This window comes from Bacteroides sp. RTP21281st1_H5_RTP21281_210402 (assembly GCF_040918965.1).
GTDB lineage: Bacteria > Bacteroidota > Bacteroidia > Bacteroidales > Bacteroidaceae > Bacteroides > Bacteroides congonensis.
Genome location: NZ_JBCOWR010000001.1, coordinates 757,006 through 782,331, shown reverse-complemented (window position 1 = coordinate 782,331; position 25,326 = coordinate 757,006). Strand labels below are relative to the sequence as shown.

Here is a 25,326-nt window from a genome sequence, read left to right as displayed (position 1 = left end):
TTCTAAAGCTTGGTGATTGTGATATAAAAAAATGGCTGAAAGTGCAAACTACTTTCAGCCATTTTTTATATTGAGAGGATAAGAGTGGTTATTTCTTGTACCAATCCTTATTTGTGTTATTATTCTTTGCCCAGCCTATGAATTTCGGATAAAGTTCACTAATGGCAATACCTTCATTTTCTTTTGTTAGAAGCTTTTCCACATCACTCAGGTTGGCACCTTGCAGGAAAAATGCAAATGGATAGATTTTATCTTTATCGGATACATAGTAAATACCTTTAGCCGGATCCGAGCGATCATCCTCTGTATTGAAATATGTCATATCTGCTTTTGCAGTTGGTGCTTGCATAGGTATATGTATTTCTAAGCGAGTTCCGTTATTGCTAGGACGGAAAATGAAAGCATCTATTGAAGTTTCAGATGTTTTCTGACCTTTTTTATATTCAATGGTTACTTTGTACTGCGTTTTTGAGTTATCTTTCACTTTTTCTGTCAGTATGACAACATTGTTTTCGTGTACGAAATTAGTTAACTTAAACTTTGTATCATTACTTGTCTTGATAGAGTCTGTTATATTCTGATAGCTACCTAAGTCTTTTAAAGTAAATGCCAGTCCGTTGTTCAACATTGCCTGCCAATCGGCTGTATGGGGTTCTAGGGTGAATGATTCCTTTAGAATTTCATTATAAATATTGAATGTTTTTTCATAGGTATAAAGTACAACTACGTCATTCATGTCGTAATCATACGCCTTAGGCCAGTAATCCTCGAATGAATACACACCTGTCTTTTTGATGGTGGTGTTTGATTCCGGATCTACAGTCGGAACATTAGTAATTTTTGGATTTGCTTTTAGGGCAAACAGGACATCAGTGAAATTCTGGTCGTCTTTGTAATCCTCAAAGGTAATGGCAATGTTGCCTTTGCTATCTTTGAACATAGCAGTGCGAACTTTTCCAATACCTTCTGTTGAACAAGCATAATAAGGAAAGTCGAATTTGAAAGCAGAGAAGTACCTGTCCCAAGCATTTGTAGCGAGGACAAAGCCTATTTTATAGCCTTTCGGGAAATACTCTGTTCCTTCCGGGTAATCTTTATCGAAGTATTTCAACTGAACGGATTCTCCCTCGTTAATACCTCTTGGGTATGAATACACTCCGTATCCATTATTCCAACTGGTTTGAGTATTTGGGAATATTGTGTATATAGTTACATCATTTAGATTAGTTGGAACCTTGTCAGCTCTATAGTAATAGTATCCCAATGAACTATTCCAACAAGTCCATCCGGATAATGCGGTTAGTGCTACGGCTGTTTGGTCTTTTTCAATATATAAATCAGCTCCTGTACGGTATGCTTGCGGGCAGACAAAACTAGTAGAATTTTTCAAAACACTATTTATGGTAGTCTTCAGCTCTTTCATTTCTGATTTGCTTAATTTTAAGTCACCATTATATAGGTAGTTTATTTTCCCTGTTTCTGTGTCAAAAGAGCCTAGAGCATTATTCCATCCTAATGATTTAAATCGGTTGGCATTATATTGGGTGTTTTTTTTGCCTTGTGGCTCTGAAGCCCTTGTTTCAATTTGTTCATCAGTTTCGGAAAACTTTAATATTCCATTCTCTACTTTACCTTCTATTACAGGTTTTGTTGCAAATGGCGATGTGGAGACAATATATACTTCTGATACATAGGCAGGAAGGGACATTTTACCACTATACTTGCCTTGTTCATCTGTCCAAGCACCATCCAGTGGCTCGATGTTTTCGTCAATGGTTATAGTGTTGGATTCAGCTTCCTGTGGTTTTATCGGATTCTTGTCATATATATAAAAAGGAACGTGCGAATCGGCGTTCGAATAGTCTGCTTCTACTTGTACTACCTGTTTTGTAGAGAAATCTGATAGATTTGTTTCTTTTTCCGGAGCTTCCTGGTATAAGTCTTTATCACTGTCTACACAACCGCTTATACCCACTGCGATGACCATTGTGCATGCTAACCAAAACTTTTTCATATGCGTTGCTTTTTTGTTTATGCGATTATTAAAATGTTTGTTTTGCAATAAAAATACCCGTAAGCACTTTGAAGTCCAAAGGTTTACGGGTGCAAAAATACATATAATATTCAATATTATAACATAAAGTTGAATATATTTTCGTAAATGTGTTCTATAACTTGTATTTTCCGGTCTTTTACTCGACGCTTCTTAACCAGGCAATCTCTTCCGCCCACTTACTCTCATCCGGAGTTTCGAGTATTAGCGGCATATTGTCGAATCTTGAATCCTGCATTAATCTTTCAAAAAATGCTTTTCCAATCAGTCCTTCGCCGATACTGTCATGGCGGTCTACATGGGTGCCTAATGCTTTCTTTGAGTCATTCAAGTGCATGCCGCGTAGATAGTTGAATCCCACTTCCTTATCGAATTCGTCGAATACCTTATCGTAATCGTTCACTATATCATAACCTGCTGTATATGTATGGCAAGTATCAAGACAAACACCTACCCGGCTTTTGTCGTCCACCCGGTCAATAATATATTTAAGTTGCCAGAATTCGCTTCCCAGATTACTGCCTTGTCCGGCGGTATTCTCGATAACGGCTGTCACTCCTTTCGTCTTTTCCAAAGTGATGTTGATACTTTCTGCTATAAGTGCCAGGCAATCTTCTATTGATATTTTATTGAGAGAACTGCCGGGGTGGAAATTTAGAAGTTTCAATCCGAGTTGTTCGCAACGTTGCATTTCATCCAGAAAAGCGGCACGGCTTTTATTAAGACCTTCTTCTTCGGGGTGTCCCAAATTAATAAGGTAACTGTCATGGGGCAGGATATATTCCGGCTGGAAACCGAACTTCTCACAATTCTCTTTGAAAAGACTGATACTTTCTTCTGTTAACGGTTTGCTTACCCATTGGCGTTGGTTCTTGGTGAATAGTGCAAAAGCATTTGCTCCTATTTCATGTGCATTGGTGGGGGCGTATTCTACGCCACCGGATGCGCTTACGTGTGCTCCGATATACTTCATCTGTTGTTCCTTTTTATTCTTAGTCTGCAAATATAACATTTTTATATGAACTAATGTTTGAATAAGCCATTGAGGTAGGATATTAAAAATCACTTTTTACCTTTCACAAATTTCACAGACTCGTAAGTTGTAGTATGACAGATGTTTACTGTGATTAAAAGTCCTCTTTTTAATCTTTCACATCTTTCACACTGTTCACACTCACAAAGAAAGAAGCCCAGCTAAAACCAAAGCTTTGGTGTTCCGTGATATGTGAGGGTACAAGAAAACGAATATGACTGAGTATCGGATTGAAATAGTCAGCATGATATTGGCCGAATGCAGTTGACCGTTCAGCCAACTGGTGTCGTCTAAGTAGCCAACTGTATTTGACCAAATAGCCAACTCTAGTCGTCCATTAACGAAACTTCAAAATCACCGTATAGAGCCGGCATTATGTAGTATTGAACTATATACTTCATTTGCGGTTGCGGTTAGGACCGTTCTTTGACACCGGTTATTTCGTAATTAAGGTTATTTTTCCTTGAAAGCGCTTCACTGTTTATTCAGTCTTAAAGAAAAGATAGACAACAGAAAAAGAAGTAAGATAATTAAAATAAAGTTTGTCAGTCTTAATTTAACTTTCTATATTTGCAGCATCCAGCTAGCCCCGGAGGGGGTGGCGGGGGATTTTTATTAAGAAAAGGCGTTTACTGAACGTTATCTTCTGCATTCGAATCTCGCAAATTTGTAATCTGTAAGAAGGTACGGCAACGGGAACGTCCACTTAGGATGTCTTATCAAACATTATGCATCGCATGGTGTTCTGTATATCTCATCTTGGCGTGGGCTAGCTGCGTTGCTTATCCTTACAGATGGGCAATGCGAGAGCCTGAATGCGGGATAAGCAAAAGTACAGACTCCCATGCCTTTTTTATTTATTGCCCAATCCGGGGAGGCTATAAGCAGACAAAACAGAAGCATATAAATGAAGCAGTGTATTTTGTTTATAGATTTATTTTCATTAATATCAGGTATGTATCGCTTGTTATATACCTCTAGTCTTAAACCCACTAATCAATTTAATTTTTTAGTTCGCTGAAGTACTGTTAGATACTCATACTAATACGTAATGAAAAGTTTTATTTCAAAGTTTCATTTAATAATAAATTACTAATGAAGAACAATTGTAAGAAGAACTGTAGTGTGATGGCAGTTATGTGCTGTACTTTCATGCTGGTATGTAATGTGGATGCTTACGGTCAGAAGTCTTCATCCGTTAATCCAATCAAGACATCAACTTTGCCCAATGTGGGATGGAGAGATGTGAAATCGGAGATGGAAAAGCCTTTTGATGTAAATGATCCTAATTGGCCTCAACTTGACACAAACGTCAGGTATAAAGATTTGATTTCTGTTTGCCCGAACAGTTTCTGTGTGGTATCAGATTTTAGTAGGAAGTCTAATCGGGGAATGATGACTTTCACTTTGGAAATTAAACTTCAAAAGGGGAGTAGTTTGGTATTTAATGCGGATGAAGCTGTCCGATTGACGTTGGACGGAGCGACTTACAAAGCTTTGCCTTCTTCTAAAATGACTTTGGGAACGGGCAATAGTCTGAAAGGAGAGGTGAATATACCTATTAGAAAGGCGTTAAAGGGACGACGTGCAGCTACTTTATTTGTACAGATTGGTGAGGATTTGCATCGTTTCGAACTCACGGGGAAAAGTATGGTACGCACACAGGAATTGGCATTAGTACCATATAATCCGTTATGGATGGCATCCGAAAAGAAGAAGGATGAGAAACTTGAAACACAGCAGAAGGTGGAAGAAGTGAAAAAGGCTGTAAAAAAAGCGGAAGATGTGACGAAAGATATCAAGGATGACTTGAAGCAAATGCTGGCTACGGCAATTGCGTTATTGCGTGCCAATAATCAGTTGACGGAAAATACCAAGGTAGACGTTAACGCTGAAGTAATGCCGGAGGTGAGAAAAGATGGGGCAGTAGAGTATAATATGAAAGTTCGTTATGATGTACAAGTAGTTTCAGACTTTGTTAAGAAAATGAATATTTCGCAGGCTACAGAAGATTGGCCGGCAGGAAAATATCGTTTAAAGGATTCTCAGGCTGCTCTTCAAACAGCAGGCATAATTAAGACTACTGTTGAGTCAAAATTGGAAGAATATATTGTGCCGGGAACCAAAGTTACAGTGAAGATTATTGGGGGAACAGATGCTGCTCCATTCAGAAATGCTGTTGCATATGATGGTAGTTTCGGTGATATTAAAGATGCGGAATGTTTTGTGAACGGAGCATATAGTTATGTTTCGGTCAACGAGGACAAAGGTATTAATTCCAATGAACAACTCGCTTACTTACGTACATTGGATATTAAAGATTTTATGATACACCATGTCGGTCCTTTCAGGGCGGCAGATATGCGGTATGAGCATTTTGCAGAAATAGCCAAAGAAGTGGGACCTCAATATCGACGTGTTGCTGTAGAAATTACAATACATAATGCCTTTCAGAAGAAATATCCCGAGATTGCTTCTTATCAGGAAAATGTGTATGACCGAAAATCGGATGTAGATACTGATATTCCGGTATCGCAGGTAAAATCGAATGCTGTGGCGGTGATTATTGGTAATACTGATTATCAGGTTGCTACCGGCAAGCAGGGGACAACTAAGGTTGGTCCGGTAAAATATGCTGTTAATGATGCGGCAACAATGCGTGATTATCTGATAAAAACATTGGGACTGGAAGAAAAGAATATATTGTTTAAGACCAATGCCGACAAGAAAGATTTTGATGATATTTTGGGAGTAGATGGGCAGGAAGGTAACTTGGCTAAGTTGGTAACTGCCACAGGAGCGAAGGAGGTTTACTTCTTTTATTCAGGTCACGGATATCCGTTTATGGGGCAACCTTATTTGTTGGGAGTTCGCTCGAATCCAAAAAGTTGTAAAGAACAGGCTACTTCTTTACAGAGTATCTATAAAGTATTGGGAGCATTACCAGTTGATAAAGTGAACGTGATTACCGATGCTTGTTTTTCAGGACAGGAAATAGCTATGGAGGCATCTGCTACGGAATTTGTTCGTCGTCCTAAACCTGACAAGTTAGCGAAATTTGTCATATTGTCGGCTGCGAAAGAAGACCAGTATGCCAATTGGTATAAGGATAAGAAACATGGATTGTTCTCATACGTTCTGTTCAAGGCTATGCAAGATAAGGCTAAATCGGATCTGAATGGTGACGGAATATTGACATTTGACGAATTGTATAAGTATTTGTCAGATGAACAAGCGACGGGTGTACCATATTTGGTGAAAGAACTGGAAGGTGAACAGGTGCGTCAGAACCCTGTATTTCAGGTCAGTGCCCGATCAAAAGATGTATTTGTGGAATATTAAACTAATAAACAAATTTGTGAATGATGAAGACAATAATAAAAACGGTAGGGTTACTGTGTGTTTTATTGGCATGCTCGGTTAATGGTAATGCGCAGTGGCGTTTTGGATTCGAAGGAGGTCCCGGATTTACTTCTGCCTATGAATATGATAATGAAGGACATTTTCTGAATGAAGACAAAACAGGGCGTCTTTTTGGACAGGCGAATTTTATGATGGATTATCTTTTACCTCGTAATTGGACTCCCAATTATCTTGCTTTGTCGTTGCGGGCAGGATTAGGATTTATGTGGGTGGAAGATTGTAGTACTTTTAGTGGTTATGATACTTATACGCAATCTATGGGTGTGGATATTCCTTTAGAGGTGGAGGTGAAGTATCTGTTGACCAATCGTTCGCGTGTATATTTAAATGGTGGTGTTACACCCTATGTGAATGTTTCTTCTAGTGACTCATGGTATAAAAGTCCGATGGATGATCCGGAAGTTTGGGAAGATACCGGTGCCCGGTCATTTATTCTCGGCTATCAGTTTGGAGTCGGAATTGAGTTCGGTAACTGTCGTATCGGATATAAACATTTCTGCATGAGTAAAACGATTGATAAGGCAGGATTGGGAAATAAAGCCAAACCGGTTCATGTTTTGTCGGTGGGATTCTGGTTTGGCGGCAGCCGTTTTTTAAAGAAACATTCTGCTCTGAAAGCCTATTAAGAGAAGAAAAATGAATGTAAAAGGAAAGATATGCCTGATAGCGGGAGTCTTGTTTTGGACTGTGTCCGGTCGTTCTCAAGTTTTTCATGGCACTCCTTCCTCGGATTGGGTCTTGGTGGAAGGTTGTACTTCCATTAAGATTCCCCGGGGGGAACAACTTGATCGTGAAGGACTTCTGAATATGGCACAGCAAGAGGCCATAGAGAAGAAGTTTGGTACTTCCATAGTTTATGGCAATTTTATGAAGTCTTATGAAAGTGAACTTCGGCATTCTGAATTCTATATAGATTTGACTTCCCAGTTTCCTCAAGGAGTTTGGAAAGCTGATCTTATAGAACCGGAATGGAGTTCAGGAGAAGCAGAAATCATAAAAGCAAACCGTCGTGGGGAACTGAAGAAGAAAGTGCCTGCTATAGAATGGACGTGTAAGGTGAAAGGCTATGCACAACCTTTAAAGCAAATTTTGCCACAGTTTGAGTTTCAGGTATTGAATGGAAGGAAACAGGTCATTGTAGAACAAACGGTTCAAAAGGCAGGAGCTAAATTGTCTGTCGGTGTTGATTCGGTATTCCGACAAGGGGATTTGTTCATAACGCGCTTTCGTTGTACTAAGTCTGGACATTTGGTTTTGTTTATGGACAATGGAGAGAATGCGTTCCGAATGCTTCCTTATGCTGCTTTCGATCATCAGGATGATGTCATGTTGGAGCCCAACCGTTGGTACTCGTTTTTTGATTTATCTGCTGTTCCGGTTAAAGAACGAGAGTATGTGGATGAACTTGAACTATTGACAGACAGGGAATATGATGCTATTCGCGTTTATTATCTCTTTTCGGAAACTCCTTTTACAAAAGATTTCTTTTTTACAATGGGAGATGCCGGAAGAAATGATCTTCCTAAAGGATATAGTGAGTTACCTTCGATAACTTCGCGTCAGTTTGCTTTGTGGCTACAACAGAATCGGATTCGGAAACCGGATTTGCAGGTGAGTGTAGTCGACTTGATTGTAGATAACTTAAATAGGAAAGTAGAATGAAGTGCTTTTTATTATTCGTGTTTTGGAGTGTGGCGTATAATTCATATGTGTTAAAAGGTTTGGAAGATAAGGCGTATTTTACAGCCATTCAAAGTGCTACTACTTCTTCTGTACTTTCAGCCCGTCAGAAAGCGTTGATTTTTGCTAAAAATACATTGGCAACGATGGTGAACGGTAAAGTGAAAAATGTAACGAAGGGTTATATTGAGCACAATAGTGAAACGGGAAAGTCTGTTGATGAATTTATGACGGAGACAAGAATGACCGTTGGCATGCTGTTGCAGAATGTTGAGATTGCTGACGAAAATGTTGTTCAGGAAAAAAAGGGGAAATATACGGTATATATAACCTTGAAACTGAAGAAGGATGAAGTATTGCAAGCTCTTTGTAAACGATTGAATGAAAATAAGGAGACGAAAGGCATTTTCCGAAAAGATGTATTTACAGACTTGTGGGATAAAGAAAATAAATAATTTGATATTAAAAAACTATGATTATGTGTAAGAAATATATTAGACTATTATTGTTTGTTTTGGCTTCTATAATTTATGTAGGATGCTCGGAAAAACCGTTCGATTGGAGTGGGGATAGTGAAAGACCTGTTCCGATTCCGGTGGATTTAAGTGTGGAGTTTAATGATGGAATTTTTTGGGCTTCATGTAGAGTGGAACAGCATGAAGATGATTTACCTATCCTGGAAGCCGGTTTCTTTTATGGATATAATGAGAGTGTAACATATCATACTGGAGAACGGGTAAAGTCGGAAGTGGTCGATGGTTGGATGAATGGTGGTCAAGATGGAATAGAGAAAAATTATTGTTATGTTGGTGCGTATATTACTACGTCGCAAGGTACTGTAACGGTAGGTCCCAAATATGTTAAATATTAGAAGAATGACAGAATTATGAAAAAGATTATTGCGTTTTTGTTGACACTATTAGTAATAGTATCAGCAACTGAGCTTCATGCTCAGAATAAAGCATTGGAAAAAGCTTTAAAGAAAGAATTTAAAGCAAAACAGAAAGAGTTGAAACAAGGAAACTGGAAAATTTATGGCTCATCCCGAAGTGCAGACGTGGTGCTGTTGAAACATTTCGACAGACTTTCTACGATGGGAGATGATGCGGTAGAAGTTCTTGGGGTAGCATCAAAGTTCAAATCCAAGAACGTAGGTGTGCAGATGGCATATAATAATGCCGTAATTACTTATGCACAAAAAGCCGGCAGTCATGTAAAGGGGCGCGTCGTTTCAGACATTTCCGGTGACGGGACAGAAGGGACTAGTGAATTTGAACACTTTTATGCTGCTTACGAACGTGAAGTAGAAAAGGAAATAAAAGGTGAGCTGGAACCGAGCTTTACTGTTATCCGTGAAAATGGGGATGGGACATTTGAAATGCAAAGTTATTTTGTTGCCAGTGAAAGTGCGGCAACAAAAGCACGTATACGTGCATATGAAAATGCAATGAAAGAATCTGTGGCTGCACAAAAGTATGCAGGTAAAATAAGTGACTTTATTAAAGAGGGATTTAAGGCACAGGAATAAATAAGTTTGTAATGAAAGGAAAACGGATTTTAGTGGGACTTACTTTATCCATTTATATGATTACAGCAGGTGCTCAACAGGGAAAAAAGCAGTCATTTGAAGAGTATCGTAAAGAAGTCCTAACGCATTATGATATTCATCGAAATAGTGTGCTTGACGAGTATTCGGACTACTTGAAAGGTGTGTGGAAATCATTTCAGAGTTTTAAAGGAGAAATATCTACTGTGGCTCCTAAACCTGAATGGATGCCACAGGTGGACTTTTCTTGGAAATCAGTATCGCCTGTTATTTGGCAGCCTTACGTTGCTCCTGCTGCGGACGCTGTTTCATTGGATGATACAGTTGTTCCACTAAAATCGTTTTCTCATTTGCCTTTGAATAAGAGAAAGGTATACATCTTTTATGATCTGGAAATTGAATTGCCACAATTGGAGAAGGCGGAAGTGTTGGGTTCCTGCTCTCCATCGGATGTTGCTTCTTATTGGAAGCGGTTACAAAAAAAGCATTTTGGATCCGAATGGATGTCTGAAGTGCAATCCGTTACATCTATTTATGGTTTTAATGATTGGTTAAAGATTGATTTTGTGCGGTATTGTGTGAGACAGGATTTTGGTGAGACTACGGTAGAAACACGTATGGCACTTATCCATTTCTTATTAGTTCATTTGGGATATAATGTACGTTTGGGCATTACTGATGCAAAGCAGTTTGTTTTATTGATACCTTTTAATCAAATGGTGTATGGATGTCCGTTTATTAAGATAAATGGTGAAAAGTATTATATCTATTTTGATTTGCAAAAAGGACAGAAAGAAGAGACACCTATTGTTTCGACTTGTGAAATACCGGAGAATATTAATAATGGTAGAGTGGTAGATTTGATATTTAGAAATCCTGTCGCTTTGCCTGTAAATGAAACGAAGGAATTTAGTATCACGGATGGAAGGTTGACTATCGACGGTGCAGTATCTGAAACATTGATGAAAATGTTGTCTGATTATCCTCAAATGTCCGTTGTTTGTTATGCAAAGTCTGTTCTCCAACCGGGATTGCGCAACCGGATTGTCGGACAACTCAAATTGCAGGTAAGTGATATGAATGAACTGGATGCCGTCAATGCTATTTTGAGATTTGTTCAATACGGATTTCGATATGCTACAGATAGGCAACAGTTTGGTTATGAGAAACCTTTCTTTATGGAAGAACTACTTTATTATCCTCAATGTGATTGTGAAGACCGTGCTGTTTTTTATGCTTACTTGCTAAGACATGTACTGGGGCTTGATTGTCATTTAATTAAATATCCCGGGCATGAATGTGTTGCTGTCAAACTATCTCATCCGGTTGGAGGAAGTGGTTATATGTATAAAGGGGCATATTATTCAATTTCAGATCCCACCTATATGGGAGCAACTACCGGTATGTGTATGCCTGATTATTTGCATGAACAGCCGATTGTTGAATGTTGGTTGGGTAATAATCCATAAAATACTTGTTTGTGCAAATTTAAGTACTTATCTTTGTTCTTATAAATTAAATGGTAACTCGTTATGAAAGTAGGAGACAAAGTATTAGTATCACCCGATTTGACTATGCTTGCCGACTGGACGCCGGCAACGGTGATAGAGGTTGAAAACAATCCCTTTATTGGCATTGTCATCTCTGCAAAGACAGATGAGGGAGTTATCTTTTTCGGGCAGGAAGATTTGTTTAAACCACTAAAAGAAGAGGAATGTTTGCAATAAGTTTCGATATGGTCATTTCGAATCTCAAAAAGCATTATGGTGAACCTTACAATAATGCTTATTTTGAAATAAAGGAAGTTTTAAGACGAAATGGCTTTAACTGGGTGCAAGGTAGTACTTATCTAACCGAAAGTGATGATTTGGGAAATGTAATTAAAGCGATCATGGACTTGTCTAAAATAGATTGGTTTAAAAAATCTGTCCGTGATATTAGAGGTTACAAAGTAGAAAACTGGTCTGATTTTACGGATATAGTGAAGAATGCGTAGCCATTGAATTGAAGGAACTTTGAAAAAGGAAAGAATAGGAAAAACAGGAGAGTGATAATAAGCTCTCCTGTTTTCATTTGAATACTATTATCTTATATCTCAAAATCAGGTAAATAGTCCGTCAGAATTTTGCTGACTTGTTTACCTTCCACCTGGTCAGTTACAATCGTCGCACCTTCCTTTTTACCTGCGTCATAATTTAAGGAAACCTTTTCAGCCTTATTGGTGACACTGATAGCGGCCTTTCCTTTATCTGTCAGATTACAAGTGATAACCCAATTGCCTACCTGTACGGTATTGCATTTACGAATCACTTCCATGTCCGAACGGTTGTTCCCGTGTGTGTCCATAACCGTTAAGAAGCGGGCGGTTTTGCAAGGAACAGTTGTAGAGGAGAAATGCCAATGATTAGGATATTTCAGGGCTTTTCCCTGAGCATTCGTCACATTCTTCCAGTTGGTAGGAGCACAGAAGAAAGTATCTACAATAGCTTGTTCTGTCTTGGCTGAACTGAACAGATGAGCAACGGATATACCGCCGGCCTTATTCTTTCCGGTAACTTTTACCTCATCAGGTAGTTCCTGCATTTCCATAGGAAGTTCTACCGTATGCAGAAGATAACTCCATGTCACAGCTTCTTTTCCTTCCAGTTCATCATAGATTACGTACACTCCGGTAGTCCCCAATTGGATGATGTGGCGGCGGAACATGTCTACTTTGTTCTCGTCCCAACCTTTTTCAGGCGTGTACTGAGTGCCGGACAGTTCACCGCGTTTCAGCCATAGGGGAGAAGTCACTTTGCCATAAGCGTTGGAAGCATCTCCGACCATATATGAAATCTTTTCCCCTTCATACCAGCGTGGAATCCATCCGTATCCTTCTGTCCCGATTTTCTGTGTCATTCCGTTGACCAGGATACTATTGTGCGCACGTGTGTTACGATAGGAATACATACAATGATCGTCCGTGAATCCGGTACGGTGTCCGCTGCTGTAGAAGATTGCTTTTCCATCATAGAATGTGTTGAAAGCATTCTGATTGGCAAGCGCATGAGAAGTAGAGCCGTAAGGACTGGAGCGGAATGAAAGCATTGCGTTCTTGGCTATATCTCCCAGAGAAGTATGCATTGTTGCAATTCCCGTTTCGTTGAATACTTTTGCCATGGGAAGTTCTGCCAATGAGTGTTCCTCTTCAGGCAAAGACTTTTTGGTAGTACAGCGATACCAGGTAAGGTCACCGGATTTTCCTAAGAATGTTTTCTTCATAATATCCGGTTCTTTTTCCAATATCGTGCGTGCATAAGCGGCTGCCCAAGGGTTGTTACATTCACGCGCCAATGCGTCTGCGTAACCTACTCGTGTACCATTCGGTTTCATCTTCGTTTCATGTGAGTTACCTTGTCCGGCAGATTTCGAGAAAGGCGGTTGCTGGTAAATAACATAAAGTGCGTTATTATTATACCAAGGGTCGGCAAAAAAATCGAATCCGCTGATACGTGAGTAGAAAGCGGGAACTTCAATTAATGTACGGAGATTGACATGGAAATAAGAATCACCGTTGTGCCATCCACCGTCGGTGTTAAGTCCCGGCAGACGGGATACCCATTCATTGTAGCAATAATCTACCCAGGTAGAAGACATCGGGAGTTCTCCGTACGTAGCAAAGGCCGCCATATTCAGAATACGGAAAGTCATTTGCCAGACATGATTGTCCGCAATACGATTTTCAAGATGGTTGACGTATTCGTGATAGAACTTCTTGCCGTTGTCGCGGATAGTTCCTAAAAGTAGCTTTTTTTCTTCCGGTGTCAGCAGGTTATACCATGCGTCATAAGCCGAAGTACTCATAGACAGGATAGTGGAACGGTTGAAGTCCCCTGCAAAGTATTTACTGTTTTTCCATGAAAGGATTTCGGAAAGGCGTTTGACACCCTCTTTATAATACACCTCATCTTTAGTCAGCAAATAAGCACGTACCATTGCTTCGATATTCGCTTCTTCGCGGTCTACAATCTTCCGGCTTTCACGAATCAGGGCAGAACGATACTGCACAATATTTGTCAGTTTGACAACCTGTGTCGTATCAATCTCTTCTTCCAAATGTTTCAGCGGATGATTCAGGCATTTGTTTGCCTTCGTGATATACGCCTGTGCTTCCGGATTATTCTTATTCCGTTCGATAATGTTATCCCAGTCGTTGGCATCGAGCAGAATACGGGGGTGGTTTTGGGGTAATTTAGTCAATACTTCTTGTAGTGAAGGCGGGTTGAAAGTACGTGTCTGGTCATCTACATAGAAATGATAAACAGGCGACCACTCTTCTTTGCCGTTTTTATCTACATAGGCATGTTGCCAATACCATTTCCCTTTCTCGAACAATTTGAAAGGATTGAAGAAAGCCCACTTCCTTTCGGCAGTAATCACCTCAGACTTAAATTCCGGATCGCGTGCAATACGGATGCGGTAAGTCACTTCCGGTTTGAAGTCCTCTTCTTCTACACCGTCAAGTACGGCACCAAGGTGAGGAAATTTGTCCGGCCACATAAAGCGTGGGGGATTGACTGCAATATGCTGTCCATCCAGTGGGGAAGGCGTTTCGCGGACTTCGTGCATCAGTGTCTGTTGACTTGGATGCATGATGCCCTTTTGCGCATATCCGTTTGCAGACAGCAAGAGAGAGAACAATAGGAGAATATAGGTTCGTTGTTTCATAATCATACTTTTTTAAACAGCTCTTTCAGTTTCACTGTCTTATTGTTGATCAACGGGCGAGCCCAAAAACCGATAAAGGTAATGTATCCTGCAAAAACGAGGATGAACAGCATACCTGTACGAAGGGAAGTAGCATCCGCTATCGTACTGACAATCATCGGGCCGCCTGCTCCGCCTACGATTGCCGAACACAGGATACCGGCAAAGGAACCGTGATGTTGCGATGCTGAGTTCAATGCCAGTGAGAATACGATAGAAAACATCATCGAAATGCTGAACCCGATAGCAGGAAAAGCAATTAATGATACTTCCTTGCTTCCGAACAGCGCAGAGAGCAACAATACAATAGTCAATACTCCGGAGAGTTGTAACAATCGCTTGCTGTCAATCAGTTTCAGTAACACCATACCTACCAGGCATCCGGCAGTCATCAAGCCCCAAAAATAGCTCACTGCCTGTGCGCCGTCAGTTTGAGGATTTACCCCGTGATATTGTTCGAGAAACGTACTCATAAAGATAGAAGTTCCCTGTTCCGTGCTCACATAGCAGAAGATTCCCAGAAAGAACAGCCATACATATTTCTGCTTGAATAATGCCAGATATGAATCTTTTGAACCGCTTTTCTCGTCTTCTTTCAATTCGATTTTCGGGAAGCGGGATACGCTGACAGCAATCAACATGACTAGCAGAATCAAGGCAAACAACCAGTAAAGAGATACCCAGGGCATTTCTCTCGGAGTGACATCGGCCAGCAAATCAATAAAGAAACCTTTTCCGGCCGTATAAGTCACAGGATCGAGTTCCCGAATCAGGTATGTATATACCAATGGGCTCAGGAAGGAAGCGATTCCAAACATGAATTGTGCCAGTTCGGCGACGAATGCGTAGTTTTCCTCTCCGCCTACGGTGCGTTGAAGCGGATTCAATACGGTTTGCAACATAGCCATTCCCAGTCCGATGATAAAAGAAGAAGCCAGTAATATCGGATATGTGTGCATGCAGGCAAAGAGGATAGTTCCGATAAACGGCATCAGGAATCCGCCGAATAGTACGGGCTTTTCACCGAAACGGTCGATCAGCAGTCCGGCAGGGATGGACATGATGGCGTAAGCCAGGAAAAAAGAAGTCGGGATAAATCCCGCCATCGCCAGATCGCTCAGGTTGAAATTGTGAATAATGTCCGGAATGAGTGGTCCCAGGATATTAGTAATAAATGAGATGGTGAACCAGAACGCCATAATCAGCGCCAGCATTCCTAAATTTCTTTTCATAATTTAATTAGATTGGGAGCGGAAAATTGAGTAAATACAAGTGAGGCGGCTCCGATACTTCCGGCTTTGTTGCCTAAGCCGGCAGCCATGATTTCCGTATTCACGGCACAGTCGGAGATGGCATAGCGGTGAGCTTTCTCACTGACTTTCCGGATATAGAAGTCTCCGGCTTCAGAAAGTCCGCCGCCGATTACAACCTTTTGCGGGCTGAAGATATTGATAAATCCGGCAATTCCATGTCCCAGAAAATCACAATGTTCTTCCAGTGATTCGGTGGCAATGCTGTCGCCCTCTTTGTAAAGGCGGACAATCAGTTCTCCGTTGATTTCGTCATTCGGATAAGAGATACCCGCTTCCGCTATTCGCTGGCTGAAACGGCGTACCAAAGCCGAAGTCGAAGCATAATGTTCCAGACAGCCGACAGAACCACAGGCACAAGGTTCACCATTGGCAATTAAAGGCACATGTCCCAATTCCGTTCCCCGATTGGCATAACCATTGAACAGTTTACCGTCGATAACCACTGCGCCACCGATACCCGTTCCTACGGTTAGGAAAACAACATGAGTGGCGCCCTGACCGGCTCCGTACATGGTTTCGCCCAATCCCATCAGATTGGCATCATTTCCCAATAAAGCAGGGATTCCGGTTTCTGTTTCAATGCGGTCTGCCAAATGCAGATTCTCCCATCCTTTGATGTTTTCCGCTCCACCCAAAACGATGCGGTTCGTACAATCCACGATACCCGGTGTCCCGATTCCTATACCGTCAATCTTGAACTCTTGCTTTGATGCAAAAGCTTTCACTTCATTGATGGCGGCAACCAACTGCCCGATGACAGCTTCGGCTGATACATCGGCTTTCGACGGTAACTTCCCTTGAAAATGAAATACGCCTTCATTATCAATAAGGGCGTATTTCACAGAAGTTCCGCCAAGGTCAATTCCTATAGCGTATTCTTTTTCCATATCACTAAGTAATATTTAATACTTGAAAATCACACTCTTTCTGCCCAAATCGGTGAACTCCAAGCCCATTGTCCGTCACGTTGGCGGGCGCGTACATAGTAATAATCCGTATCGCGTTGAGGCTCTTTGTCTTCCATATAGTGTTCTACTGTAAAGCAGCTTTCCGGCATGGCACGGTTGAAGAGGATTGCTTCGCTCAACCAGCCTATCATAAAGTGTGAACGTGAACCTTCAAGCAGTTCGCCCAATGTATGTTCAAACTTCTTGCCGTTGAACTCTGCGATAATCTTACCGTCTTTCGGCATCTCCACGTCAAGAATTACAGCTTGCATAGCCGCAGTTGTCGTATTCGGATTCTTGCTGCTATACATATCCAGTTCGGTTTCCTTGTCGCCAACAGACAATATACGGTTGACGTGTGTGTGGAATTCAGTCTCACCTTCCTGAGGAGAAGTGAAGGCTGCGCCACGGAAACAAGGAGTCACGCTATGGAGCTGTCCTTTGTCTAATGACAATTTGCCTTGCCAATGTACGTATTGCTCTTCACGGTTCCAACCGAAATCCACTTTAACCTTGCAACGTACCGTATCGCCTTCCGGGGCAACCGGAGTCAACGGGCCGTTCATGCGAGCCAGAATCTGGCCGTTCTTAACAATATCTACATAGTCGATACAGCTTTCACCTGTTACGTTCAGATAGATGCGACGGCTGTTGCCACGGACTACATCTCCCATAAGAGCATCGTTCAGACGGAAATCTATAAGGATCTTATCACCTGTCGCAGCGCATACGTGACGGGTGCGGAGTGCTTCCCAGATAGCGTCACGGGTCAGTGACGGAGCCAGTACGCCGATACGTCCGTCGCCATAACTTCCCGGATAACCGGAGTGCTGGTCGGTGGAAGCCATAATACCGAATTTGTTACCTAGTTCAAGACCGTACTGGATAGTTCCTTCCCATTGACGGGGGCCCATATCATGCAGATAAGGATAGTCTCCCTGGTCGCTTTCTGCCAGACCGTGGCGGGAATACATTTCTACGAAGGGAGTAATGTCACCTTCAGTAAAGCAATTCCAGTTGTAACCGCGATAACCGCCCTGATAACCCATGTGGTGCGGAGTAACGAATACTTTGTGTCCTTTAGCTTTTTCTTTCCAGTCTTCGATAGAAGTACATTCTACAAGCGGCGCATCCAGGTCGTAGTTCAGTGCGACATGGTCGCCATGTTCCATGCTATGAGCTTCGTATCCTACGAAAGTCAGGAATTCACCTTCCTTGTTGTACTCATTCGTCATTTTTACATATTTCTCGTAACCGCCTTCACGCAGACGTTTGAAAGCCCCCGTGTGGTAGTCGATTACCCATTTCAGACGAGGGTCATCTGCTCCGGGAATATCCGGCCACATGGCATGAGGGGTTACACTTACAAAATCCAATTGTCCTTTCGCTGCTTCAAAAGCATCGCGCATGTCGCCGTGTCCGTATGTGATGTTACAGTGGTTGTGTAAGTCACCCCAATACATTTTGAGGTTGCTTGCCGATGGCATGATTTTCTTGGCATCCTTGCTTCCTGGTGCACAAGAACCTAGTAAACTGCCTGAAGCTGCCAATCCGAGGAAAGACCAGCCTGTGTTTTTTAAAAACTTTCTTCTATCCATGGTTTTAGTAATTAGTTTATCTGTTTTTCATTTGTCGACGGTCTCCTTTGAAAAGGACTTTCTCTTTTTCATCGGGGTCGCTGTCGTTATATTGTTTTTGGGTATCCTGAAGGAGTTGCATCAATTCTTTTTGTTTTTCTGCATATTCCGGTTTACCGAAGACGTTGTTCATTTCTCTCGGGTCGGCTTTCATGTCGTACATTTCCCATTCATCTATATCGTTGTAGAAATGGATAAGTTTGAAATCCTGGGTACGGATACCGTAATGACGTTTTACGGAATGTTCAGCCGGATATTCGTAGTAATGGTAATAAGCAGCCTTTCGCCAGTCGGAGGGAGTTTTGCCTTCGTTTGCCAATATCGGTTTCAAGGATGCGCCTTGGATATCAGACGGGATTTCCACTCCGGCAAAGTCGAGGAAAGTAGGGGCAAAGTCTACGTTCATGCTGATGGCGTTGCTTGTGCTTCCTGCCTTGATAGCCTTCGGATAGCGGATGATAAGCGGCATACGCTGACATTCTTCATACATGAAGCGTTTGTCAAACCAGCCGTGTTCGCCGAGGAAGAAACCCTGGTCGGAAGTGTAGACAATGATTGTGTTGTCCAGTTCACCGATTTTTTCAAGATAATTCATCAGTCGGCCGATATTTTCATCTACTGCTAATGTAGTAGCCAGATAGTCGCGCATATACTGTTGATATTTCCAACTGATTAATGCTTTGCCTTTCAGGTCGCCTTTGCGATATTCTGCGATACGTTGTGCATATACAGAATCCCATTTGTCCTGTACTTCGGCAGGCATACGCTTATATACGCTGTAAAGACGGTTTGTCGTATCTTTCAACATCTCTTCGCGGGTCAGTAGCTTGAGATCCCAATCATCGGTCAGCGTGTGCTCGATGGACATATCCTGTTCGCGCGCTGCCCTTCCGCGTCCTTCGTAATCGTCGAATAGGTTGGCGGGCTCGGGGAAAGTAGTATTGTTGAAGATACCCAGGTAACGGGGAGCAGGCATCCAGTTACGATGCGGAGCTTTCTGGTGATACATCATACAGAACGGTTTGTTCTTATCCCGGCCTTCGAGAAATTCAATGGCTTTATCAGTGATAATATCCGTCGCATATCCTTTTTCTACGATATGCTTGCCGTCTTCCCAAAAGTCAGGGTCGTAGTAATCTCCCTGTTCATGCTGACCGCTAAGGATGCTCCAATGATCGAACCCTTGCGGTTCACTGATAAGATGCCATTTACCAATCATGGCAGTCTGGTATCCGGCTTGTTGGAGAAGCTTGGGGAATGTCTGCTGGTCACCGTTGAATGTACTTGCGTTATCGGTGAAACCATTTTCATGACTGAATTTACCGGTAAGGATACAAGCACGTGAAGGGCCGGAGAGGGCGTTGACTGCATAACAGTTGTCGAAACGGATACCTTCGTTGGCAATCCGATCCATGTTGGGAGTCTGAATCAAGTTTCCGCCATAGCAGGACATGGCTTGGGTGGTATGGTCGTCCGTCATCATAAAGATGATGTTCGGTCGTTTAGTTTCTTCTTTCTTCTGATTGCCGCAGGAAGCAAGGCTTAATGCAGCCAATGGAAGGAGTAGGGTAGAGGGATAGTTTCTCATAATAAAGAGTCTTTTTGAGGAGAATGTGATACTAATAAACGAATAATAGCCGGATATGACTGTCATTCAGGGGATGCGTAGTGACGAAAAATCTCCTCTCTTTATAACGTAGAGAGGAGATTCTTCGCTACGCTCTGATGGACATTGATCAATGTCTTTTTATCAGAGTTTATATTTTAGTGACTGTTTCTTTCCATTTACTTTCACTTCTACTTCCAATCCGTTTTCATCGAACGCTTTGTTCTTGAATTTAGCAGCAAATTTAGGGGCATCTGCGCTTTTCTTAACAGGATAGATGACAGTGATATAACGTACAGCTTCTTCTCCGTCTTTTCTTACGTTGAATGATACGTTCATACGTTTGTAACGTTTGCGGTAAGCAGTTGAACACCATCCCGGTTCTTTCTTCATGCTCATACCGTCAGGACCGAAACATTGCAGTTTCATGTTGCTTCCATCCTCAAACTGAGTAAGGAATGTCATGTCTTCGCGGCTGTTGGCGATTTCGCCTTTCGGCATTTGGTAATGAAGATTGATAGAACCTTTGGCGCTGCCTGCCATTTCGTCCACAATTACAAAGTAAGTGTTATCAACGAAGAATACGGAACGACGATGCTTCAAGTTCTTGTAACTCGGGTTTTCGGTAACCAAAGTCTGGATGGCACCTTCCGGCTGCCACAGTTTGGTAACTGATTCTGTTGTATCCAGATTCTTGTTGTTCAGGGTTACAGTGTTGTGTACACAAGTCTGACGATGCCAGTTGCGTTGTTCCATCACTTCGCCTTCGCCTGCATATACATACGAACCGGAATCCGGGAACAAGTTCTTGCCATTGAACCAAAGTTCGAATGTACCGTTGTCCGGCTGACAGTGCCAGAATGCTTTCGGACCTGCTTTTACTACCATTTGAGTAGCATCCATTCCCCAGGAATTACGGAATACGAAGAAACCTGATTTCAGGAATCCCTTAGACATATAATCCGGCAATGCGCCCTCTTTACCTTCTGTTGCAAAGTACTTGATAGCCTGGTTTTTCGGGAACAGTTTACTCCACGCTTTGTAGTTCTTCACCATTTCTTTCTTAGTTGTCAACTTGGCGTCGCTGAAACATGGGTTTGTGTAATCCGGGAAAGAAATGTTTGCATAGAACATAATCATGCTTTCGATTGTATCCAGATAATCTTGCGGGAATTCCTTGCGGAATCCGTTTACATCTGCAATTCCTAATGCTTTGCAGAAAATATTGATAGCAGCAAGGTGATAGTGAGGGTCGAGCTCAAACTGACCGCCGTCTTCATATACCTGTACGTGAATTTCACGGTTCAGGATATCGATACCACTCTTTCTCCAAGCCGGAGCATCTTTGAATTCCGGGAAGAAAGCGCCTGCATAAATCATACGCTGAGCTTCAAACAACAGGTGATTACCCTTGTCGGAGTAGTTACCTAAGATATGTACGGCATGTTTGTGGTAGTTCACTAGGAATTCAGTCAGGAAGTCCGGAGTGAAAGAAGGAGAAGGCAGGAACAACTGGAACTGTGAAGTCTGGTCTTGCAGACGGTTGCTCACTTCCAGTGGACGCCATGCGAAACGTACATTTTCTACTTCACCTTTGATTTTTCCGTTGCTTACCATTTCATATTCTTTCTTGTCCATCTTCACCAACGGATTCTTTTTAATCCAGTCGATGTATTGGTGTGCCCATTCTTTGGCGTATTTCTCGTCACCGGATACACGGTAAGCCTTACCCATCGGAGTGAACCATTTGTGACGGTGAAGCTGCCAGCGAAGTTCGTTGTCTTTTACCGGCCAGTATTGCCAGTTGATGTCTTCTCCGTAATTGTAAGAAGGCTGATAACCTTTGTGAACGAAGAAGGTATGCTTCAGTGCGTCGTCTGCCCACTGCTGTTCTTCTTTGCCGATAGTAACTTTTTTCAGGTTAATATCCGGAGTTTTCACGTTGGTGCGTGCACGGTAGTAGTCGAGCAATGCTTTTGCGGCATCTTCGTCTTTACCTTCCTGATGCAAGGCTTTTACTTTTTCCAGTCCCGGGTAATCGAGGTTGAGAAGTGAAAATACTTCGCTTTTCAACTCCTGGGCGCTAACTTTACCTGCAAAACAAGCAATTGCCAGCAAAAGGATATACTTTAAAATTTTATTCATGATAGATTCGGTATTATGATTTTATGTCTTAGATATTTTTGTAGTTGATGCCTTTCAAGTCCATGAATCTCTTCAATGCTTCCAAATAGTAGTAGTCAGCATAATTCAGCGGAGTGTCAATTTCAGAACCGTTAGGCAGTGAACCTACAGAGTGCATCAGGATGAATCCCTGGTTGTCGCCGACTTTTGCCAGGTATGCATCACTTGACAAACTCTTCAGAATTTTTTCAGCATAATCCAGGTATTTCTTACCATCAGGAACCATTGTGCTTAGTTCAATCAAGGCAGAAGCGGTGACAGAAGCGGCAGATGCATCACGCGGAGTTTCTTCAGTCACAGGAGCATCGTAATCCCAGTAGGGGATAGCATCGTCTGTTTTTACGCGATCCATAATCATATCAGCTACTTTGATAGCGAAGTTCAGGAAAGTGCTGTCGTTTGTTTCACGGTAACAAGCTGTGTAGCCATATACAGCCCATGCTTGACCGCGTGCCCATGAAGAATCATCGTTCTTACCTTGGTGAGTTTGCTTGCGTTCAACAGTTCCGTCGTTGTTGTAGCTCACTACATGCCAGCAGGTATAGTCGGGACGGAAGTGATTGTGCATGGTAGTCATGGCATGTTTGATGGCAACATCTTTATATCTGCTGTCACCCGTTGCTTTGGCTACGTTGAACAGCAGGTCAAGATTCATCATATTGTCAATGATAACCGGGAAGTTCCATGTACCGAAATCCCAAGAACGGATAGCACCGATAGAATCGTTGAAACGTCCGCACAGATTGTCGGCTGTTTCTCTCATCACTGCTGCGATAGTGTCATTGGGTGCAAGACGCTCTGCGTTACCATAACTACAGTTAATCATAAACCCTAAATCGTGTGTACCTTTATAATAGCGTACCGGATTCAGAAGATTAGTATATTGAATAGCTTCCGCTTTCAGTGTGTCGTTTCCTGTCAGCTCGTATGCGTACCACAAAGAGCCGGGGAAGAAACCGCTTGTCCAGTCATGAACGCCACAAAGACGGCGTTTGCCCAATTGTTCTGCGGTCGGTTGTGCGCGAAGTGAATCTTTAAATGTCAGTGAATCTCTTTCCAACTGGCGGCAAAGGAAATTCATGTCATAACCAGTACGGATGGAACGTGGGAGCTGACCTGTACCGTCAACTTCTTCTGCTGAAAGTTGTAATTGTGCAGAAGCTACATCCAGTCCTTTTTTAATCCAACTGTAGTCTTCCTTTGGAGCTGTCTGGCACGATGCGAGTGCGATAGTAACCGAAGCAAAGAGAACAAGTTTCTTTTTCATGTTATTCATTTTAAGTGATTGTTTTTAGAAGTTTTGTAACTGATACAAAAGTAGCGGAAAGGCTTGACTTTGCGTTGCAGGATTGTCCAAAAGGTGTTTGAACCCTGCTCTTCCAGTTTCGATTTTGTTGAAAAAGGTTTTAATATTCTCCAATACGCCTTGGTTAGGGGCATATTGGAGAGGATTAAACCTTTTATTTTAAAGAGAAATTACTTATTTTCCCCAGCCTGGATTTTGATCAAACTGTTTGAGCAATGACATGTCACGCAGTGGGATAGGAAGTAACTCATGTTTATTCTTTTGTGTATATTGTGAACAAATATAAAGGGTTCCTAATGATTGACACCAACTGGATAACTCTGATTGTGTGTTTTGAATAGCATCATAGTAGATTCCCCAACGGATCAAATCTTGACGGCGATGTCCTTCGAATGCTAATTCATAAGCACGCTCGTCACGTACTGCTTTTCGGAATGCAGTTCCATCCAATCCTGATAAATCAGCTTGGCTATTTGGGGTATTGACATCTGTACCGAAACCACGTCGACGTACCATATTAATAGCAGTATAGGCTTCGGGAGTGGGGCTACCTTTCCATTCGTTCAATGCTTCAGCGTAAAGTAACAATACGTCTGCGTATCTCAGTACATACCAATTGATATTGGAATAATTTTGATCAATTAAGTAGTTTTCGTCACTAACATATAATTCTGTGTCCCATTTAGCAGGGAACATTCCATCAACATAAGTTTTTCTTTGGCTATCTTTGGCATCATCTTTGATTATATCTTCAAAAGTTATGTTAGGTTGGTCTTTGATAACCCCTCTTTTGCTTCCTCCGGTATAATTGTAGTCTGCCACAGAAATATATGCTCTTAGATCTTTATCACGGTCTTTCCAGTCGCGTAGGAAAGTCGGTATAACTCTCCAGTTTCCTGCATTTCGCCCGCTTCTAATTCCTGTGGCAGATACGCCATTCCATTTTCCAATACGACCATATGAGTTTACTGATGAGTTTGGAGCATAGAAGCTAATTTCAATTAAACTTTCTGCAGGATCCCAAATTCCATTACAAGTGTTTTTCCAGAGTTGATCATATTCGCTTAAAAGATGATGTTTTCCTGATTCAATTAAAACTTTCGCAGTTTGAGCTGCTTTTTCCCATTTAGTATCATCTTCGCTTGCCCATGTTGCATACACTTTGGTTAACAATCCTAGTGCTGAACCTTTTGAAAGGCGGAAGCTGCTGTTTGAACGTAAATTGTCGTCTACTGCATAGGGCAGATTGTCGATTGCATATAGCAGATCTTCTTCAATGTATTTATATACATCTATCGGATTTGCTTGAGTATATTCAGAAGGTGGCAAGTAGGATTGGCTTGTATTTGTTATTAAAGCTATATTTCTGAACCAACGTACTAATTCAAAATAATGAAGGGCGCGTAAGGCACGTGCTTCTGCCATATATATTACTGCTAACTTATAGTTCTTTTCATCATAAGTTTGTATTTTCTGCTGTAATGCTTCAAGGAAGTCGTTTGCACAATAGACCCCGGCATATAGGCTTGCCCACGTTAATTGTACGTCACTTTGATTGCTACCATATGCATTTGCTGGTACTAAACGAAGACCATCTGTTGAATTCCCCGGTCCTTTCGCTATATCAGTAGGAATTGTAAATAATAGTGATAAATTGTACTTGTACATTCCTTCATCTATCATATTACGATATATTCCCAGAAGTACATTTTGTGCTTCTGATGCATCCTTCATATAATTATCTTTTCCTACTTCTGTATAATTGGTTTCATCTAAAGAACAAGATGTAAAACCTAATATACAAGCTAATGTGAGAATATAATATTTAAGATTTTTCATTGTCTTTGCTTTT

General features: G+C 41.6%; 19 protein-coding genes. 9 read left to right on the top strand and 10 right to left on the bottom strand.

The genetic code is table 11. The annotated features are described in order from the left end of the window. Positions 1–88: 88 nt before the first annotated feature. Positions 89–2,014 carry an LruC domain-containing protein gene (locus tag AB5443_RS03085; RefSeq protein ID WP_368113233.1) on the bottom strand — a complete coding sequence of 642 codons (1,926 nt, stop codon included), beginning with the start codon at positions 2,012–2,014 and terminating at the stop codon, positions 89–91. 178 nt (positions 2,015–2,192) lie between these two features. Beyond that, positions 2,193–3,026 (bottom strand): deoxyribonuclease IV, encoded by an 834-nt coding sequence (nfo, locus tag AB5443_RS03080; protein ID WP_368113232.1) that lies wholly within the window; start codon positions 3,024–3,026, stop codon positions 2,193–2,195. Between the two features lie 1,155 nt (positions 3,027–4,181). On the opposite strand from nfo, the gene AB5443_RS03075 reads away from it, so the two are divergent. The 9 genes from AB5443_RS03075 to AB5443_RS03035 all read left to right on the top strand — a co-directional run bounded on the left by AB5443_RS03075 (position 4,182) and on the right by AB5443_RS03035 (position 11,731). Then, a complete protein-coding gene (locus AB5443_RS03075; protein WP_303005063.1) occupies positions 4,182–6,428 on the top strand; it encodes a caspase family protein in 2,247 nt (748 codons plus the stop codon). Positions 6,429–6,448: 20 nt separating this feature from the next. Next, the gene (locus AB5443_RS03070; protein WP_368113231.1) at positions 6,449–7,135 is read left to right on the top strand and encodes an outer membrane beta-barrel protein; all 687 of its coding nucleotides are present in this window, start codon (positions 6,449–6,451) and stop codon (positions 7,133–7,135) included. A gap of 10 nt (positions 7,136–7,145) precedes the next feature. After that, positions 7,146–8,171 carry a hypothetical protein gene (locus AB5443_RS03065; protein ID WP_368113230.1) on the top strand — a complete coding sequence of 342 codons (1,026 nt, stop codon included), beginning with the start codon at positions 7,146–7,148 and terminating at the stop codon, positions 8,169–8,171. Further along, positions 8,168–8,644 (top strand): hypothetical protein, encoded by a 477-nt coding sequence (locus AB5443_RS03060; RefSeq protein ID WP_368113229.1) that lies wholly within the window; start codon positions 8,168–8,170, stop codon positions 8,642–8,644. The genes AB5443_RS03065 and AB5443_RS03060 overlap by 4 nt, the downstream gene beginning before the upstream one ends. A gap of 59 nt (positions 8,645–8,703) precedes the next feature. Next, entirely contained in the window at positions 8,704–9,060 is a 357-nt protein-coding gene (locus AB5443_RS03055; RefSeq protein WP_368113228.1) for a hypothetical protein, read from the top strand. 15 nt (positions 9,061–9,075) lie between these two features. Then, a complete protein-coding gene (locus AB5443_RS03050) occupies positions 9,076–9,717 on the top strand; it encodes a hypothetical protein (protein ID WP_368113227.1) in 642 nt (213 codons plus the stop codon). 11 nt (positions 9,718–9,728) lie between these two features. Then, entirely contained in the window at positions 9,729–11,204 is a 1,476-nt protein-coding gene (locus AB5443_RS03045; RefSeq protein ID WP_368113226.1) for a hypothetical protein, read from the top strand. Between the two features lie 63 nt (positions 11,205–11,267). Beyond that, on the top strand, positions 11,268–11,462 hold the full coding sequence (locus tag AB5443_RS03040; protein ID WP_368113225.1) for a transcriptional regulator: 195 nt from the start codon (positions 11,268–11,270) through the stop codon (positions 11,460–11,462). Next, positions 11,450–11,731, top strand: coding sequence for a virulence protein (locus AB5443_RS03035; protein ID WP_167963578.1), 282 nt, complete (start codon positions 11,450–11,452; stop codon positions 11,729–11,731). Before AB5443_RS03040 ends, AB5443_RS03035 begins: the two co-directional genes overlap by 13 nt. A gap of 92 nt (positions 11,732–11,823) precedes the next feature. Here the strand turns inward: AB5443_RS03035 and AB5443_RS03030 are convergent, their stop codons facing one another. The 8 genes from AB5443_RS03030 to AB5443_RS02995 all read right to left on the bottom strand — a co-directional run bounded on the left by AB5443_RS03030 (position 11,824) and on the right by AB5443_RS02995 (position 25,313). Continuing rightward, positions 11,824–14,442 (bottom strand): DUF4962 domain-containing protein, encoded by a 2,619-nt coding sequence (locus AB5443_RS03030; RefSeq protein WP_368113224.1) that lies wholly within the window; start codon positions 14,440–14,442, stop codon positions 11,824–11,826. Positions 14,443–14,444: 2 nt separating this feature from the next. Continuing rightward, positions 14,445–15,713 carry a sugar MFS transporter gene (locus AB5443_RS03025; RefSeq protein ID WP_195407968.1) on the bottom strand — a complete coding sequence of 423 codons (1,269 nt, stop codon included), beginning with the start codon at positions 15,711–15,713 and terminating at the stop codon, positions 14,445–14,447. Then, positions 15,710–16,681: an ROK family protein gene (locus AB5443_RS03020; RefSeq protein WP_368113223.1), complete on the bottom strand. Its 972-nt coding sequence runs from the start codon at positions 16,679–16,681 to the stop codon at positions 15,710–15,712. Before AB5443_RS03020 ends, AB5443_RS03025 begins: the two co-directional genes overlap by 4 nt. Before the next feature lie 29 nt (positions 16,682–16,710). Then, positions 16,711–18,339 carry a Tat pathway signal sequence gene (locus AB5443_RS03015; RefSeq protein ID WP_368113222.1) on the bottom strand — a complete coding sequence of 543 codons (1,629 nt, stop codon included), beginning with the start codon at positions 18,337–18,339 and terminating at the stop codon, positions 16,711–16,713. A 16-nt stretch (positions 18,340–18,355) separates the two neighbouring features. Then, the gene (locus AB5443_RS03010; RefSeq protein ID WP_277134830.1) at positions 18,356–19,966 is read right to left on the bottom strand and encodes a sulfatase; all 1,611 of its coding nucleotides are present in this window, start codon (positions 19,964–19,966) and stop codon (positions 18,356–18,358) included. 162 nt (positions 19,967–20,128) lie between these two features. Then, positions 20,129–22,129, bottom strand: a complete 2,001-nt coding sequence (gene hepC, locus AB5443_RS03005) for a heparin-sulfate lyase HepC (RefSeq protein WP_368113221.1) — start codon at positions 22,127–22,129, stop codon at positions 20,129–20,131. A 28-nt stretch (positions 22,130–22,157) separates the two neighbouring features. Further along, the gene (locus AB5443_RS03000) at positions 22,158–23,444 is read right to left on the bottom strand and encodes a DUF4995 domain-containing protein (RefSeq protein ID WP_368113220.1); all 1,287 of its coding nucleotides are present in this window, start codon (positions 23,442–23,444) and stop codon (positions 22,158–22,160) included. Positions 23,445–23,648: 204 nt separating this feature from the next. Further along, positions 23,649–25,313, bottom strand: coding sequence for a RagB/SusD family nutrient uptake outer membrane protein (locus AB5443_RS02995; RefSeq protein ID WP_022139622.1), 1,665 nt, complete (start codon positions 25,311–25,313; stop codon positions 23,649–23,651). Positions 25,314–25,326 lie beyond the last annotated feature (13 nt).